General features: G+C 73.4%; 13 protein-coding genes. 6 read left to right on the top strand and 7 right to left on the bottom strand.

Going from position 1 to position 15,342, the window contains the following annotated elements; translation table 11 throughout:
- The first annotated feature begins 30 nt into the window (after window positions 1-30).
- The 3 genes from ACIF9R_RS13285 to ACIF9R_RS13275 all read left to right on the top strand — a co-directional run bounded on the left by ACIF9R_RS13285 (window position 31) and on the right by ACIF9R_RS13275 (window position 2,220).
- Window positions 31-1,269, top strand: coding sequence for an ROK family protein (locus ACIF9R_RS13285; protein WP_399978401.1), 1,239 nt, complete (start codon window positions 31-33; stop codon window positions 1,267-1,269).
- A gap of 80 nt (window positions 1,270-1,349) precedes the next feature.
- Entirely contained in the window at window positions 1,350-1,772 is a 423-nt protein-coding gene (locus tag ACIF9R_RS13280) for a PPOX class F420-dependent oxidoreductase (protein ID WP_399978398.1), read from the top strand.
- Window positions 1,773-1,938: 166 nt separating this feature from the next.
- Entirely contained in the window at window positions 1,939-2,220 is a 282-nt protein-coding gene (locus ACIF9R_RS13275; RefSeq protein ID WP_399978395.1) for an SHOCT domain-containing protein, read from the top strand.
- A gap of 219 nt (window positions 2,221-2,439) precedes the next feature.
- Here the strand turns inward: ACIF9R_RS13275 and ACIF9R_RS13270 are convergent, their stop codons facing one another.
- Both ACIF9R_RS13270 and ACIF9R_RS13265 read right to left on the bottom strand, forming a co-directional pair.
- Window positions 2,440-2,982 carry an ATP-binding protein gene (locus tag ACIF9R_RS13270; RefSeq protein ID WP_399978392.1) on the bottom strand — a complete coding sequence of 181 codons (543 nt, stop codon included), beginning with the start codon at window positions 2,980-2,982 and terminating at the stop codon, window positions 2,440-2,442.
- 183 nt (window positions 2,983-3,165) lie between these two features.
- Window positions 3,166-3,489: a hypothetical protein gene (locus tag ACIF9R_RS13265; RefSeq protein ID WP_399978389.1), complete on the bottom strand. Its 324-nt coding sequence runs from the start codon at window positions 3,487-3,489 to the stop codon at window positions 3,166-3,168.
- A gap of 317 nt (window positions 3,490-3,806) precedes the next feature.
- Here ACIF9R_RS13265 and ACIF9R_RS13260 point away from each other — a divergent pair, with 317 nt between their 5' ends.
- On the top strand, window positions 3,807-4,931 hold the full coding sequence (locus ACIF9R_RS13260) for a PLP-dependent cysteine synthase family protein (protein ID WP_399978387.1): 1,125 nt from the start codon (window positions 3,807-3,809) through the stop codon (window positions 4,929-4,931).
- Between the two features lie 96 nt (window positions 4,932-5,027).
- Here the strand turns inward: ACIF9R_RS13260 and ACIF9R_RS13255 are convergent, their stop codons facing one another.
- On the bottom strand, window positions 5,028-5,867 hold the full coding sequence (locus ACIF9R_RS13255) for a DeoR/GlpR family DNA-binding transcription regulator (protein ID WP_399978384.1): 840 nt from the start codon (window positions 5,865-5,867) through the stop codon (window positions 5,028-5,030).
- Window positions 5,868-6,157: 290 nt separating this feature from the next.
- Between ACIF9R_RS13255 and ACIF9R_RS13250 the strand changes: the two genes are divergently transcribed.
- The gene (locus ACIF9R_RS13250; RefSeq protein WP_399978381.1) at window positions 6,158-8,554 is read left to right on the top strand and encodes a hypothetical protein; all 2,397 of its coding nucleotides are present in this window, start codon (window positions 6,158-6,160) and stop codon (window positions 8,552-8,554) included.
- Here the strand turns inward: ACIF9R_RS13250 and ACIF9R_RS13245 are convergent.
- The 3 genes from ACIF9R_RS13245 to ACIF9R_RS13235 all read right to left on the bottom strand — a co-directional run bounded on the left by ACIF9R_RS13245 (window position 8,524) and on the right by ACIF9R_RS13235 (window position 12,491).
- Window positions 8,524-10,959, bottom strand: coding sequence for a right-handed parallel beta-helix repeat-containing protein (locus ACIF9R_RS13245; protein ID WP_399978378.1), 2,436 nt, complete (start codon window positions 10,957-10,959; stop codon window positions 8,524-8,526). The genes ACIF9R_RS13250 and ACIF9R_RS13245 overlap by 31 nt on opposite strands.
- A gap of 244 nt (window positions 10,960-11,203) precedes the next feature.
- A complete protein-coding gene (locus ACIF9R_RS13240) occupies window positions 11,204-12,028 on the bottom strand; it encodes an MOSC domain-containing protein (protein ID WP_399978376.1) in 825 nt (274 codons plus the stop codon).
- Between the two features lie 40 nt (window positions 12,029-12,068).
- A complete protein-coding gene (locus ACIF9R_RS13235; RefSeq protein ID WP_399978373.1) occupies window positions 12,069-12,491 on the bottom strand; it encodes a DUF6643 family protein in 423 nt (140 codons plus the stop codon).
- 322 nt (window positions 12,492-12,813) lie between these two features.
- On the opposite strand from ACIF9R_RS13235, the gene ACIF9R_RS13230 reads away from it, so the two are divergent.
- Window positions 12,814-14,109, top strand: a complete 1,296-nt coding sequence (locus ACIF9R_RS13230) for a TerD family protein (protein ID WP_399978370.1) — start codon at window positions 12,814-12,816, stop codon at window positions 14,107-14,109.
- 7 nt (window positions 14,110-14,116) lie between these two features.
- Here ACIF9R_RS13230 and ACIF9R_RS13225 read toward each other — a convergent pair whose 3' ends face one another.
- Window positions 14,117-15,310, bottom strand: a complete 1,194-nt coding sequence (locus ACIF9R_RS13225) for a glycosyltransferase (RefSeq protein ID WP_399978367.1) — start codon at window positions 15,308-15,310, stop codon at window positions 14,117-14,119.
- Window positions 15,311-15,342 lie beyond the last annotated feature (32 nt).

Below are 15,342 nucleotides of genomic sequence, written 5' to 3'. Positions count from 1 at the left end.
GGTCTTGCGGATCATGGGAGACTCGCCATCATGAGCGGGAAGGCGGACCCCCGGCCGGCGGGGGAAGGGAGCAGTTCGAGGACGCGGCTGGACCGGGGGCGCGGCGCGCTCGGACCCGCGCTGGAACTCGTGCACACCGGACGCGCGCCGACCCGCGCGGTGCTCACCGCCGAGCTGGGGGTGACCCGCGCGACGGCCGGTGCGGTCGCCGCCGAGCTGGAGGCGCTGGGGCTGATCAGGGTCGACGCCCGGCCCGGTGCGGCGGCCGGTTCGCAGGGTCGCCCCTCGCACCGGCTCTCCGTCGCGGAGGACGGCCCCGTTGCGCTCGCCGCGCAGGTGCACTCCGACGGTTACCGGGCGGCGCTGGTCGGACTCGGCGGCCGTATCGTCGCCACGGCGCCCGGTTCCGAGGTCGTCGACGCCGACCCGGCGAAGGTCCTCGGTTCCGTCGTCGCGGCCGGCGCCGGGCTGCTGCGGGAGACCGGGAGGCGGTGCGTGGGAGCAGGGCTCGCCGTGCCGTCGGCGGTGGCCGAACCGGAAGGGCTCGCCCTCAACCCCCTGCACCTGGCGTGGCCCGCGGGCGCCCCGGTGCGGGAGATCTTCGCCGAACAGGTGCGCGCGGCCGGCCTGGACGGACCCGCCTTCGCGGCCAACGACGTCAATCTCGCGGCCCTCGCCGAACACCGGCACGGTGCCGGACGAGGCTCCCGTGACCTGCTGTGCGTGGCCACCGGCCACCGCGGGGTGGGCGGGGCACTGGTGCTCGACGGCCGTCTGCACACGGGCAGTTCGGGGCTCGCCCTGGAGGTCGGCCACCTTCCCGTCGACCCCGAGGGCCGCCCCTGCCACTGCGGCGGCCGCGGCTGTCTCGACGTGGAGGCCGACCCGCTGGCCCTGCTCACCGCGGCGGGACGGGCACCCGGCCCCGAGATGTCCCTGCTGAAACAGGCCGACGAGCTGATCCGCGGACAGTACGACGACCCGGACGTGCGCACCGCCACCGAGTCCCTCATCGACCGGCTCGGCCTGGGCCTCGCCGGACTGGTCAACATCCTCAACCCGGACCGGATCATCCTCGGCGGGCTGCACCGCACCCTGCTCGAGGCCGACCCGGACCGGCTGCGCGCCGTCGTCGCCGACCGCAGTCTGTGGGGCCGCAGTGGCGGCGTCCCCATCCTCGCCTGCACCCTGAACCACAACAGCCTCGTCGGCGCGGCGGAACTGGCCTGGCAGCCGGTGCTGGACGACCCTCTCGGGGCACTCGCGTAGGAGGACATCCGGCGTCGTGAGATGCCCGTCCCCCGAGTCCCTGCCCCGGCCCCACCGCCGACGAACACCGAGGAGTCCCCGTGTCCAAGCCTCCACTGCCGCCCGCGGCCGACGCCCTGCTGCGCAGGCCCCATCCCTGTGTCATGGCCACGCTGCGCTCCGACGGCGCGCCCGTGTCGACCCCCACCTGGTACCTGTGGGAGGACGGCCGCGCGCTGGTCAACTTCGACGAAGGCCGGGTCCGCCTGAAGCACGTCCGCCGTGACCCGCGCGTCACCCTCACGGTCCTCGCCGGGGACGACTGGTACACCCATGTCACCCTGATCGGCCGCGTGGCCGGCCTGTACGACGACGAGGGCCTCGCGGACATCGACCGCCTCTCCCGGCACTACACCGGCAACCCGTACCCGGACCGCGAGCGCGCCCGGGTCAGCGGCTGGATCGAGGTCGAACGCCGGCACGGGTGGGGCGCGATGAAGGACAGCACCCAGGCGTCCGGCTGACCCGGGGCGGGAAGGAGTCCACGTTCCGCACCGCCGTGCCCTGCGTACTCCCCGCGGGGTACGCCCGGTGCAGCCGGCCGTACGACGACGGGACCCCCTCGCGGGGTGACTCTCGAGGTGTCGCACAAAGGAGCGACGGGACAGCGCACCCGAGGAGTTGACGATCATGCAGACCCTGGCACACTTCGGCGACGGCGGGCCCGGCCCATGGATCCTGTTCCTGCCTCTGCTCTGGGTCCTGTTCATCGGCGGCGGCATCGCGCTGCTGCGCCGTACGGCGTGGCACGGGCACCGGGGCCGCGGACCTGGCCGGTCCGCCATGGAGCACGAGTCGCCCATCGCGGTGCTCGGCCGCCGCTTCGCCTCCGGCGAGATCGACGAGGACGAGTACTGGCGCCGGCTGTCCGTCCTGGACGAGGAGTTCGGCCGGCCCGGCAGGGCGGGGTGACGCGTCCCCCGGCATCGGCGACAGCGCACCGGCCGTCGCGCGGATCACCCCGGCTCGGCGATGAGCACCGCGCGGGTCGGCGCGCGGTGCTCACCGCGCGGGTCGGCGCGCGGACGGTGTCCCGCGGGCACCGGCCCGGGGGGACACCGTCCCGCCCGCGCCGGTACCCGGCACGTCAGGTTCACCGTGCCCGGGGCGCGGGCGACGGCCCGCCGCCCGTCAGCCCGGGACGGTCGAGTGGGCCGGGGCCCGCTCGGGGCGGGTCCCGGCGGTGTGCTCGGCGAACGCGACCTCCGCGAACCGGTGGTCCGTGGGTTCGACGGCCGCGAGCCGGGGGAGCCGGTCCCAGGCCGCTGGTGCGTCCGCGGACGGCGTCGGCAGGGTGAACCACACGACCTTGCCGGACTCGCCGTCGGGCACGGCGCCCCAGCTCTCGCTCATCGCGGCCACCATCGCCAGCCCGCGCCCACAGGTGGCGAGCGGTCCGGCGTCCGCCACCACCGGCAGGCGCGGATCACGGTCGGACACCGAGATCTTGAGCCGGTCGAGCAGCAGTTCCATCTCGACGGTGCACGTCTTGTCGGGCAGGGCATGCCGGTGGACATTGGACAACAGCTCTGTCACACCGAGCGAGGCCCGGTCTATCAATGAATCCATATGCCAGTAGCGCAACTGCGCAGATACGATTCTGCGGACCTGGCCGATCCGCGACGGCAGGGCTTGGAGCTCCACCGCGCAGTGCCTGCTTGGGTGACTGATCACGGCTGCGACTCCCCGACGTGAGGTCCGGAAGAACACGGAGTACGGATCCAGCAGGACGCCCGCGTGACGCTGCCGCCTGCTGTCCTGGCCGGCGGGCTGGTTCGCAGCGTTATCGCCGGTAAACCCAGAGTGACGTGGGACCAGCGTGACGCAGCGGATGGGGTGGCGCAACTCGCGGACATCTCAGGCGCCGCGCCCCGACGCCCGGCGGACGGCCTCGATGAAGCGGCGGGCGGCCGGCGGGCCGGGCTCGCCCGGTGCGGGATCGTGGTCGCCGAGAGTGAGCAGGTACCGGTTGCCGTTGAGGTCCGCCAGGGCCCGGTCCTCGGGTACGAACCAGGGCCTGGTCGCGCGGACCGCCTGCACCGGGGCACTGTCGATCTCACTGCCGTAGCTGGTGAGCAACTCCAGTCGGCCGCCGCTGATCCGGACCTGCCCGGCCCGGGTGAGCGAACGCAGCCGCTTGCCGATCCGCACGCCCGTGGCCGTGAACTCCGGCTCCGCCATGCCACCCGCCCCCTTGTGCGTGTCGGTGTGCCGGACTCCGCGGCCCGGCTCGTGCCCTGATCCCGTGTGCCCTTGCTTCCGCCGGTGCAGTCTGCCCGCACCCGCCGCCGAGCACCAGTGCGCGCGCCCCCGTTCCCCGGGGTGTGGGAGCACTCGCGCCAATGCGCCCCCCTACGCCCCCGTGCCCGGCCCCCCAGGGGCGGCTTTGAGACGCTCAAAGGAGCGTTTATGCAGGTGAGAGGTGGTGCGGATGGTGCTTATGATCGGGGTACCGGCCGCGTGGGACGCCGTCGGCGCTCAGTGTAAGGAGCCCTGTCGTGAGCACTCCCCAACAGACTTTGACCGGCGCCACCCTCGACGTCGACCGCAGCGACTCCGCGTACCGGGCGTGGCTCAAAGAGGCCGTACGCAGGGTCCAGGCCGACGCCAACCGCTCGGCGGACACCCATCTGCTGCGCTTTCCGCTGCCCGAGCGGTGGGGCATCGACCTCTATCTGAAGGACGAGTCGACCCACCCGACCGGCAGCCTCAAGCACCGGCTGGCCCGTTCGCTCTTCCTGTACGGACTCTGCAATGGCTGGATCCGTCCGGGCCGCCCGGTGATCGAGGCGTCCAGTGGGAGCACCGCCGTGTCGGAGGCGTACTTCGCGAAACTGATCGGGGTGCCCTTCATCGCGGTCATGCCGCGCACGACGAGCGCCGAGAAGTGCCGCCTGATCGAGTTCCACGGCGGGCGGTGCCACTTCGTGGACGACCCCCGCACGATGTACGAGGCCTCGGCCGCCCTCGCGGAGGAGACCGGCGGCCACTACATGGACCAGTTCACCTACGCCGAACGGGCCACGGACTGGCGGGGCAACAACAACATCGCCGAATCGATCTTCCGTCAGCTGCGGTTGGAGCGGTTCCCGGAACCGGCGTGGATCGTCGCCACGGCCGGCACCGGCGGCACCTCGGCGACCCTCGCGCGCTACGTCCACTACATGCAGTACGACACCCGCATCTGTGTCGCCGACCCGGAGGACTCCTGCTTCTTCGAAGGCTGGACGGCAGGCGATCCGGGCGTCGTCTGTGACCGCGGCTCCCGTATCGAGGGCATCGGCCGGCCGCGGATGGAGCCGAGCTTCGTGCCGGGTGCCGTCGACCGGATGATGAAGGTGCCCGACGCGGCCAGTGTCGCCGCCGTGCGGGCTCTGGAGGGGGTCATCGGCCGCAAGGCGGGCGGCTCCACCGGCACCGGGCTGTGGAGCGCGCTGAAGCTCGTCGCGGAGATGGTCACGGAGGGCCGGCGGGGAAGCGTGGTGACTCTGCTGTGCGACCCGGGGGACCGGTACCTGGACAAGTACTACTCGGACGCCTGGCTGGCCGAACAGGGGCTGGACATCGCGCCGTACTCGGCGGCGGTCGAGTCCCTGCTGCGGACGGGGGTCTGGCCCGGCTGACGGCGGGCCCCGCCGTCGTGGCCACGACGGACGGGGCGGCGTGGCTCCACGGGCGGCGGACAGTGCCGGACGTCTGCCCGCCCTCCTGGTGCCCCGTCAGATCTTGGCGGACTCCGAGGAATCCTCGGGCTCGCCCGCCACCACCAGGTGCCGCAGGTGCTCCGACACCTCCGCGCGCGCACCCTCGGGCAGCCCGGGGTCGGTGACGAGGGTGTCGACCTGTTCCAGGGAGGCGAACGAACTCAGTCCCACCGTCCCCCACTTGGTGTGGTCGGCGACCACGACCACCCGCCGGGCCGACTGGACGAGGCGCCGGTTGGTCTCGGCCTCCGCGAGGTTCGGCGTCGACAGCCCCGCCTCGACCGATATCCCGTGCACCCCGAGGAACAGCAGGTCGAAGTGGAGTGCCGCGATCGCCTGGTCGGCCACCGGGCCCACCAGGGAGTCGGACGGTGTGCGCACCCCGCCCGTCAGGACGACCGTGGCCGCGCCCTGCCGGGGCCCCGCGGTGCGCTGCGCCGCGTGGAAGACGTCGGCCACCCGCACCGAGTTCGTGACCACCGTGAGATCGGGGATGTCGACCAGTCGATGCGCCAGCGCGAACGTCGTCGTACCGCCCGACAGCGCGATGGCCGCACCGGGGGAGACCAGCTCGGCCGCCGCCCGCGCGATGTCCTCCTTGGCGGTCGGCTCCAGGCCCGACTTGGCCTCGAAACCCGGTTCGTGCGTGCTCGCCTCGACCACCGGGACCGCGCCGCCGTGCACCTTCTCCAGTACGCCCTGCCGGGCCAGCGCGTCGAGGTCGCGGCGGACCGTCATGTCCGACACCCCGAGCTGGCGGGTCAGCTCGTTGACCCGGACACCGCCCCGGCGCCGGACCTCGTCGAGGATCAGGGTGCGCCGCTGCTCCGCGAGCAGGTTCTGATTCTCGCTCACGTCCGCTCCGGTCCTTTCGCCACAAAACCTCCGACACACCTCACGCGCCCGCTGCGACGACCGGGTTCCCTCCCGGCACCGGTGCGCGGACGTCCCATCCTCGCATGCCGGACCCCGGAGGGTGCCACCGATGGTTTCGTCGCGAGCATGTCACAGATGGCGTGGGCGGTGCTTGCGTGTCACCCGGACCGGGGAGATTACGCGACGAGAGGTGTCAGCCGTCCCGCCGCGGGAGATCCTGTGCCCGCACGGACGGAACCGACGGGGTGTCACGGGGGAAGTGCGAAGCCATGGCAAGCGCGCCGCAGCACAGACCGCCGGAGGCGGACAACGGTCCCGGCACCCGGCCGGGGGAGCCCGCGACAGCCCTGGAACTCCTGGTCCACGGCGTGGGCGGCACCACTCCCGAGAAGATGCTCGACGACCCGCGCACGGTCCGGATCACCGGTGACGACATCGCCGCCGTGTACCGCCGCGCGGACGACGCCGACGCGGAATGCCGGCCCGCCGGACGCCGTGAGGGGCCCGTCCCCGAGGCCTACGTCTGGTGCAACCTCACCTCGGGGAACGGCACCCGTGCCCTGTGGCTGTTGCTGCTGCCCTTCATGGTGGTCAACCTCGCCCACTGGATGCGCCCCACGGCCCACGGCCGCCGGCGCACGATCCGGTGTTACGGCGTACTGGTGCGGCTGGCCGGACTGAGCCTGACGGTGCTGCTCGTCGCGGCCGCCTGCGAGGTCGCCCTCGACCTGGCCGCGTGGCAGTGCGCGGGCACCCGCGCGTGCGCCGAGCGGCACTCCTGGCTGGGCTTCCTCTCGCCCGGGCTCTCCGACGGAGGCTGGTGGAGCACGCCGGGCCGCCGGCTCGCCCTCGCCGCCCTGGTGCCCACGGCCCTCACCGGTCTGCTGTGGTTCCTCTCCCTGCGCACCTGGAGCGCGTACGAGTCCCAGCAGCCGATGACCCCCGGCCCCGAACCCGAGGAGGACACGGTCCCCACCGCGCTCGGCCGGCCCGGCTTCTGGTACGGCCGACGCCTGGTCGCCCGGCTGCGCGCCGCGCACACCGCCGCCGGACTGCTGACGGTCGCCGCCGCCGTCGGCTCCGCCGCCGCCCGGTACGACCGCGAGCCGGGCGGCCCCGCTGCCCCGGCCGTCCTCGGTGTGCTCCTGGAGGCGGTACTGGCCGCCGGGGCGGGCGCCGTGGTGTGGGTGGTCTGCCGCCGGGGCCGCAGCGAACGCCGGCTGGACGGCGCGCTCGACCGCCGCCTGGTGCGGGCTCTGCCCCTCGCCTCTCTCGTCCTGCTCGCGCTCGCCCTGCTGTACGCGGGATGGGAGCGTCCCGGGTGGGAGTCGTCGGGCCGGCTGCCGGGCGACGCCACCTTCGGTGCCCTCGCCCTCGCGCAGGGCCTGCTGGTGATCGTCCTCGCCGGGGTCGCCCACACCCTGTACCGCACCCGCCCCGACCGGCGTGCCGCCCTGCGGGGCCTGGCCGGACCGGCCGTCGCCATGCTCGCCTGCGCGCTGGGCGGTGTCATGTCGGGCGGCGTCTCCCAGCGCGTGTCCGACTGGCTGGACGGCACCGGCACCTCGATGCCCGGACCGCCTGTGCTGCTCACCTGGCAGGCCTCCGTGATCCCGCCGCTGCTCGTGCTGCTGCTGGTGATGTGCGGCTGGCTCGCCCGCCGCGCCGTGCGGATCGCCCGTGCGGAGCGCGCCGCGGTGGAGCGCGAGTACGCCGACGAGCCGGGTGATCCCGGACGCACCCGCCGTATCGCCTCCGTCCGCGCGATGGCCGCCCTCACCGACCGTGGACCGCGCATCCTCGCCGTCACCTCCACCGCCACCCTGCTGCTGGGTGCCGGCGCCCTCGTCGGTGCCCTCACCACCGAGCAGACCCCCGGCGAGGCGGCGCGGGGTTCGTACGCCGTCGTCCACGGCGCGGCCGAGACCGCGCAGGCACTGGGCTCCTGGCTGATCGGACTCGGCTTCATACTCCTGGTCACCTGGGGCCGCCGCGCGTACAAGGACGCCTCCGCGCGGCGCACCATCGGCATCCTGTGGGACGTCGGCACCTTCTGGCCGCGCGCCGCGCACCCCTTCGCGCCGCCCTGCTACGCGGAGCGTGCCGTGCCCGACCTGACCTGGCGGATCGCCACCTGGACCCGGTCCACCGGCGGAGGTCTTGTGCTCTCCGGCCACTCCCAGGGCAGTGTCCTCGCGGCCGCGGCCGCCTGGCAGCTCCCGCCGTCCACCCGCGGGCGCATCGCCCTGCTGACCTACGGATCCCCGCTGGAGCGGCTGTACGGGCGCTGGTTCCCCGCGCACTTCGGACCGGACGCGCTCGGCTTCCTGCACCAGGAGGTCGACTGCTGGCGCAATCTCCACCGGCGCACCGACCCCATCGGCGGCCCCGTGCGGCTGCCGGGAGCCCACGGTTCCGACGTGGACCGCTCCGCGCTCCGGGACCCCCTCGCCCACGGCCGCACCGAGAACCATCCGCTGCCCGCGCCGATCCTCGGCCACTCCGACTACCAGGCCGACCCCGCGTTCGCCGAGGAACGCGGCCGGCTGCTGGCCCGCCTGCGGCCCGGGGTACCGGCCCCGCGGCACACGGAGGAGCCCGGCCCGGGCCCCCGGCCGGCTGAAGAAGGCCGTACTCAGGGGAGCGGGGGCAGGTCCTCGGCGTAGAGGAGGGTCAGGTCGTCGGTGGTCGGCTCGTCGAACTGGGCCACGCGGCTCGCGTGCCGCTCGACCATCGCCTCGAAGGTCTGCCGCGCGGTGCGCCCGTTGCCGAACGCGGGTCCCTTGGGAATGTCGGTGAAGTACGTCAGCAGGGCCTCGGCCGCGCCCGGCGCCAGCCGGTACTCGTGCTCCTCGGCCTGCTGCCCCACGATCCGCAGCAGTTCCTCGGGACCGTAGTCGCCGAAGGTGATCGTCCGTGAGAAACGGGACGCCACACCCGGGTTGACCGACAGGAACCGCTCCATCTCCGCCGTGTAGCCGGCCACGATCACCACGACCGCGTCACGCTGGTCCTCCATCAGCTTCACCAGCGTGTCGATGGCCTCCTTGCCGAAATCGCGCCCGGCGTCCTCCGGGGAGAGCGCGTACGCCTCGTCGATGAAGAGCACACCGCCGCGCGCCTTCTCGAAGGCCTCCTGGGTGCGGATCGCCGTGGAACCGATGTGCTCGCCGACCAGGTCCACCCGGGACACCTCGACCAGATGTCCCTGCTCCAGCACACCGAGCGAGGCGAGGATCTCGCCGTAGAGACGGGCGACGGTGGTCTTGCCGGTGCCGGGGGAGCCGGTGAACACCAGATGCCGTTTGACCGACGCCGCCTTCAGCCCCGCCTGCTGCCGGCGCCGGCCGACCTCGATCATGTCGGTGAGGGCGCGCACCTCGCGCTTGACGCTGTCCAGGCCCACCAGCGCGTCGAGTTCGCCGAGCACGGCCTTCGACGTGCGGGCCTCCGGCCCGGCGGCGGGCAGGACCGGTGGTGCCGGCTCGGCGGGCCGGGCGGCCGGGACCGCCCCGAGCAGGCCGGTGGAACGGCCCGTCGTCTGCACGGCCGGCTCGGGTGCCGCGGGCGCCCTCGGACTGCCGCTCTCGTCGCTGGTGCAGTCCTCGACGAGCGGACCGCCCGAGCCGGACCCGGCCTCCGCGCCCTCGGCGAACTCGTAACCACCGCGCGCGCAGCGCTCCGTACGGCATTTCCGGAGCGTCGTACGGCTGCCGTCGATCACATGGAAGCCGTAACCGCCGCTGCCCGTCACCCGGCAGTTCACGAAGGTGCCGCGGCCTCCTGCCGAGACATAGACGCCGGCCTCGGCGGGGGAACCGACCGTGCAGCGCTCGACGGTGGGGTCGGCCCCCTTGGTGACGATCACTCCGGTCTGCGTGCCGTCCAGGGTGCAGTTGCTCAGCGTGCCGCCGCTGCCGTGGTCACGGAACCACGCGCCGGTCGCCGCTTCGCGGATCCGGCAGTCGTCGAGTTGCGCGGTGGCGCCGTCGCTCACCGACACGGCGGTGTTGCGCACCTGCGACAGATCGCTGTCGACCACGTCCACCCGGGAACCGCGGTCGAGGACGAACAGCGCGTCGGGCACGTCGTGCACCCGGCAGGACTCCAGAACGGCGGTGGCGCCGTCGCTCACCCACACCGCCGGGTAGTCGCCGGTGCTGTCGAAGATCTCGCACTGGTTGGCGTCCACCCGCGTGCCCGGGTCCCACACGGACAGACCGTTGCGGCCGAACTGCCGCACGGTGGTGCGGGTCAGGGTGAGGACCGAGCGGGACCGCAGGTCGACCGCGTTCTCCGGGATGTCGTGGATCCGGCAGTCGGCCAGGGTCAGTACCGCGTCCGTGTCGAGGGTGACCCCGTCGCCGGTCGTACGGTGCACATCGCAGTCGGTGAGGTGCGCGGAGGCGCGGCCGGTCACCTGGACACCGCTGCCCCGCACCTCGTAGACCTCGCATCCCACGGCCTCCAGCGCCGAGTTCTCCCCGGTCGCGGTCAGGCCCGAGCCGGCGGCGTGATGCACCCGGCAGCGCTCCAGCCGTGGGTGGGCCCCGCCGTGCACGGCGACCCCCGCCTGCCCCGCGGCGACCACCTCGCACTCCTCGAACACCCCGCCCGCGCCGTCCAGTACGGCGATGCCGACGCCCGCCGGGTTGTCGACGGTGCAGCGGCGCACCGAGGGCCGGGCGCCGCCGCGCACCTCGATGCCGGCCGCGGACCGGGTGACCACGCGGACGTCGCGCAGCTCCGGCGTGCCCTCCTCGACGAGTACCGCGGGAGCGGTGGTGTCCTGGCCCTCCACATGCAGGTCCCGTACCACCGCCGAGGCGCGCACGGTCAGCGGAACGCCGTCCACGGGCGCGATGCGCACCGAGCCGGCTGAGCCCTCCGGGCCGCGCAGTGTCACCGCCCGCTGGACGACGAGATTCTCCCGGTAGGTGCCCGGAGCGACGGTGAGGACGTCGCCCTCGGCCGCGGCCTCCAGGGCGGCGGCGAGCGACGCGTACTCACCCGTGCGGCGCCGCCACCTCGATGTGCCGGTGTGCGTCACCTGGACCGTGCCCTGTGCCATGGCTGAGCTGTGCCCCCACCCTGTCGTACTGATGGCTCGTTCCCGCCCGTGTTCTCGCCGATCGGTTCGGCCGGACCACCGTAGCGTGCGCGCGGGCACCGGGTTGACCGGAGTGGGAACGCGGTCGGCCGCCGGCTCCGGTCCCTCCACGGGGCCGGCCCTCTGCGGCGTCCGGTGCGCGGGGGCCGCACGCCGGCGCCGGGGTCGGCGAGCAGCGCGTGCGGTGACGCCGTGGCGGGATCCGCTACCCGGCCTCGACGCGGTCGCCGACCCGGATGGTGCCGGGGGAGAGGGGCACCAGGTTCTGCCCGAAGACGAGCCGTCCGTCGGGCCGCCGACGGGCGGCCAGTGAGTGCAGGGGCTCCTTCCCCCGCCGGGCGGTGTGCTGGTCCGTCGTGGTCACCACGCACCGGCCGCTCGGCTTGGCGACGCGGAAGGGGACCTCACCGATGGTGACCCGTGTCCACCGGTCCTCCTCCCAGGGGCCGGTGCCCTCGATCACCACGTTCGGCCGGAAGCGGTTCATCGGCAGCGGGCCTTCGGCGCGGTGCTCCCCCCTGGCGATGAGGGAGTTGAGACTCTCCAGGGAGGCCGTCGTGGTGAGCAGCAGCGGGTAGCCGTCGGCGAAGGAGACCGTCTCACCCGGCAGCGCGAACTCGGGATCCACCGGCCTCCGGGTGGCCGGATCGTCCAGGTGAACGAGCCGCACCGGGACGCCGAGGTGCGCACTGCACCATGCGTGCACGGCGTCGTCCTGTGCCGGGACCGCCTCGACCTTGTCCCCGAAGAGCACCACCGGGAGGGTCCTGCCGGGCGCCGGGACACGGGCCGTGACCGCACCGGCGCCCGGTGCGGACAGCCTGACGCCGCCGCCGGGCAGGAGCTCGGCGACGGCCAGGGCGAGGCGCGGGTGGCGCCGCTGGGTGACGACTCTCCCCTCGTCGTCGATCAGCATCCAGCGCCGGTCCCCGGCCGGACCCCAGGGCTCCACGGCGACCTCCCGGAGCGGCAGGCTCCGGAAGGCCTTGACCGGATGAACGTGGATCGAGTGCAGACGCGCCTTTCCCATGGGGCCATCGTGCCATCCGGCAGAGACGGCCCCGAAGGGCTCAGTAGCCGCGGTACTGCTGGTGGTTGTACGGGTCCTGGTACGGCGCGGGGGCGGGCCGGGGAGCCGCGGGCCGCATCGCCTCGTAGCCGGCCGGCGGGGCCGGACGCGGCGGCTGCGGGCCGGGGTAGCCGCGCGGCGCGGTGGCCTGCTGCGGGATGTAGGCGGTATGCGCCTGCTGGAGCGGGGCGGGCTGCTGTGCCTGCGGATAGCCGTAGGAAGGGTAAGAGGGAGCCGCCGGGAGGGCGGGCAACGCCGAGGGGAGCGCGGGCAGATGACTGACCGGCGCCTCGTACGCGGAGGGGACCCGGATCGGGGCGATCTGCGGGGTGCCCCGCTCGGCCACGAGCGAGTCGTAGATCGGAGTGTCCGGGAAGGAGGCGGAGTAGTAGCCGCCGCCATAAGTGGAGCGGGGGGAGGTCATGGCACATAAGTTAAGCCCACGATGTGCTTTTGGGGAGAGCGATAAGAGGGTTGTTTTCTGCGCCCGCCGTGACCTGCGATCACTAATATGAGCGAACATGCGGAAAACGGGCAATCCGCTAGGCGTATTTCGTGTAAAGGCCGAGTTCCGGGCCGGTTACCGGCGGTCGGCCCCCGGAGTTCCCCCGTACTCCCGACCCGTGAGTTCCGTCCTCCTCCCCGTGGGCGTTCCCGGCCCGGGGGAATAGGTTGTGCGGACGAGGAATGACACAAGCCGGGACCTGGCCCGGCGCGGGCGAACCCTGATGGGGGCGGACATGTCAATGCCGAAGGGATCGAACACACCGGTGCCGACCACGGCACTGAGGGTGGAAGTGGGCTGGCGTTCGGGCCCGGGCGTACCCGACGCGGACGCCTCGGCGCTTCTGCTGGCCGGCGGGAAGGTCCGCTCCGACAGTGACTTCGTCTTCTACAACCAGCCCGCCCACTCCTCCGGTGCCGTCCGGCACGAGGGCAAGCGGGACGCCGGCGGCCGGACCACCGACACCCTGCTCGTCGACCTCGCACAGGTGGAACCCGGCATCGAGACCGTGATCCTCGCCGCCTCCTGCGACGGCGGCGCGTTCGGTCAGGTCCCGGATCTGTACATCGAGGTCAGGGACGCCGCGAGCGGCGCCGCCGCGGCGCGCTTCGACAGCGCGGGCGCCACCACGGAGACGGCGTTCGTGCTCGGCGAGTTCTACCGGCGCCAGGGCGCCTGGAAGTTCCGCGCCGTCGGCCAGGGCTACAGCAGCGGTCTCGAAGGCCTCGCCACCGACTACGGCATCAGCGTGGACGAACCGCAGCGCCCCGCGGCGCCGGCCCCGACGGCCGTCGCAGCGCCTGCAGCGCCCGCAGCGCCCGCAGCGCCCGTGGCGCCCCCGGTCACCGCGCCCCCGCCGGCCGCCCCGCCTCCGCCGGCCGCGCCTCCCACTCCGGTCCGGCTGACGAAGGTGACGCTGACGAAGGCGGCCCCCTCGGTCTCACTGACCAAACAGGGCGGCACCTCGGGCGCGCTGCGGGTGAACCTCAACTGGCAGGTGCGCAAGCAGTTCTCCGGCTGGGCCGCGAAACTCGGCCGCCCGGTCGCCATGCACTCCGACCTCGATCTCGACCTGTGCGCCCTGTTCGAACTCACCGACGGCAGGAAGGGCGTCGTCCAGGCCCTCGGCAACGCCTTCGGCGCCCTGCACCAGCCCCCCTTCATCCACCTGGACGGTGACGACCGCACCGGCGCGGTGTCGGCCGGCGAGAACCTCACCGTCAACCTCGACCAGAAGCACCAGTTCCGGCGCATCCTCGTCTTCGTCACGATCTACGAGGGCGCCCGCTCCTTCGCCGACCTGCACGCCACGGTCACCCTCCAGCCCCAGCACGGCGCGGCGATCGACTTCTCCCTCGACGAGTGCACCGTTCCCTCCACGGTCTGCGCGCTCGCCCTGATCACCAACACCGGCGGCGGTGAACTCGTCGTCCAGCGCGAGGCCCGCTATCTCGTCCCGGAGCGTGGTGTGAGCCCCCAGCGCACCGTCGACCACGTCTACGGGTGGGGCATGAACTGGACCCCGGGCCGCAAGTGACGGCCGGTCAGCCCTCGTCCGGTACGGCCTTCGGACGGGCGTAGGTGCGGCCCTTCCAGGCCGCACCGCGCCCCCGGCGGTGCTGTACCGCCGAGTCCACCGTCATCAGCAGATACAGCGACGCGGTGAACGGCAGCAGGGGAGCGAGCCACAGCGGCTGCCGGTAGTACCGGAGCATCGGGACGTACGTCCCCGACATCAGGAGCCAGGCCGTCGCACCCGGGATCGCGGCGGCCGCGTTCCCCGTCACCGCGCCCGCGGCCACCGCGACGGGCGGTACCAGGTACACCAGCGCCAGCCCGGCGACCGTACCGGCCAGCAGCGGCGGACTGTGCCGCAGTTGCGCGTACGCGCTGCGCGACACCATGCGCCACAGATCGTGCAGCCGCGGATACGGGCGCACGCTGGTCACCCCGTCCGCGAGACCGAGCCAGACACGTCCGCCGCTCCGCTTGACCGCGCGGGCGAGGGCGACATCGTCGATGACGGCGTGCCGGACGGCCTCGGGGATCCGCGCCCGCGTGGCGGCCTCGGCGCGCAGCAGCACACAGCCGCCGGCCGCGGCCGCCGTGCGTGTCCCGTCCTTCCTGATCCGGCGGAACGGATACAGCTGCGCGAAGAAGTAGACGAAGGCCGGCACGACCACGCGTTCCCAGCGGCTCTCCACCCGCAGCCTGGCCATCTGCGACACCACGTCGAACCCGCCCGTGCGGGCGGCCGCCACCAGCCGGCGCAGACTGTCCGGGGCGTGCGCGATGTCGGCGTCCGTCAGCAGCAGATACTCGGGGTCGCGCGCGCCCGCCAGTGCGATGCCGTGCCGTACGGCCCACAGTTTGCCGGTCCAGCCGGCCGGGGGATCGCCCGGGGAGCCCACCGTGAGCGGCAGCCCGCCGTGCCGCCGCGCGATCTCGCGTGCGATCTCCCCGGTGCCGTCCGTGCTGCCGTCGTCGACGAGGAAGACCTCGGCCCGGCCCGGATAGTCCTGGGCGAGCACCGACGGCAGGCTCGCGGGCAGCACCGCCGCCTCGTCCCGCGCGGGTACGACGACACACACGTCCGGCCACGTGTCCGGATCCCGCAGCGGCGGAAGCCGGACGTCCGTACGCCAGAACCAGCCCTGGCAGAGCAGCAGCCACAGCCAGGCGACGAGTGATCCGGTGGCACTCCATACAAGGGCACTCACGTCCGCAGTCTCCCCCACGGCACGGCCGCGCGGCTGCTCATCGTCTATCG

The sequence above is a fragment of the Streptomyces sp. NPDC086080 genome (genome assembly GCF_044540255.1).
GTDB lineage: Bacteria > Actinomycetota > Actinomycetes > Streptomycetales > Streptomycetaceae > Streptomyces.
This window is presented reverse-complemented; position numbering and strand designations above follow the sequence as displayed.

Coding starts and splice junctions, on each gene's coding strand:
- ACIF9R_RS13275 (WP_399978395.1), top strand. CDS start 1,939: ATGCAGACCCTGGCACACTTCGGCGACGGCGGGCCCGGCCCATGGATC.
- ACIF9R_RS13235 (WP_399978373.1), bottom strand. CDS start 12,491: ATGACCTCCCCCCGCTCCACTTATGGCGGCGGCTACTACTCCGCCTCC.
- ACIF9R_RS13265 (WP_399978389.1), bottom strand. CDS start 3,489: ATGGCGGAGCCGGAGTTCACGGCCACGGGCGTGCGGATCGGCAAGCGG.
- ACIF9R_RS13250 (WP_399978381.1), top strand. CDS start 6,158: ATGGCAAGCGCGCCGCAGCACAGACCGCCGGAGGCGGACAACGGTCCC.
- ACIF9R_RS13245 (WP_399978378.1), bottom strand. CDS start 10,959: ATGGCACAGGGCACGGTCCAGGTGACGCACACCGGCACATCGAGGTGG.
- ACIF9R_RS13285 (WP_399978401.1), top strand. CDS start 31: ATGAGCGGGAAGGCGGACCCCCGGCCGGCGGGGGAAGGGAGCAGTTCG.
- ACIF9R_RS13230 (WP_399978370.1), top strand. CDS start 12,814: ATGCCGAAGGGATCGAACACACCGGTGCCGACCACGGCACTGAGGGTG.
- ACIF9R_RS13240 (WP_399978376.1), bottom strand. CDS start 12,028: ATGGGAAAGGCGCGTCTGCACTCGATCCACGTTCATCCGGTCAAGGCC.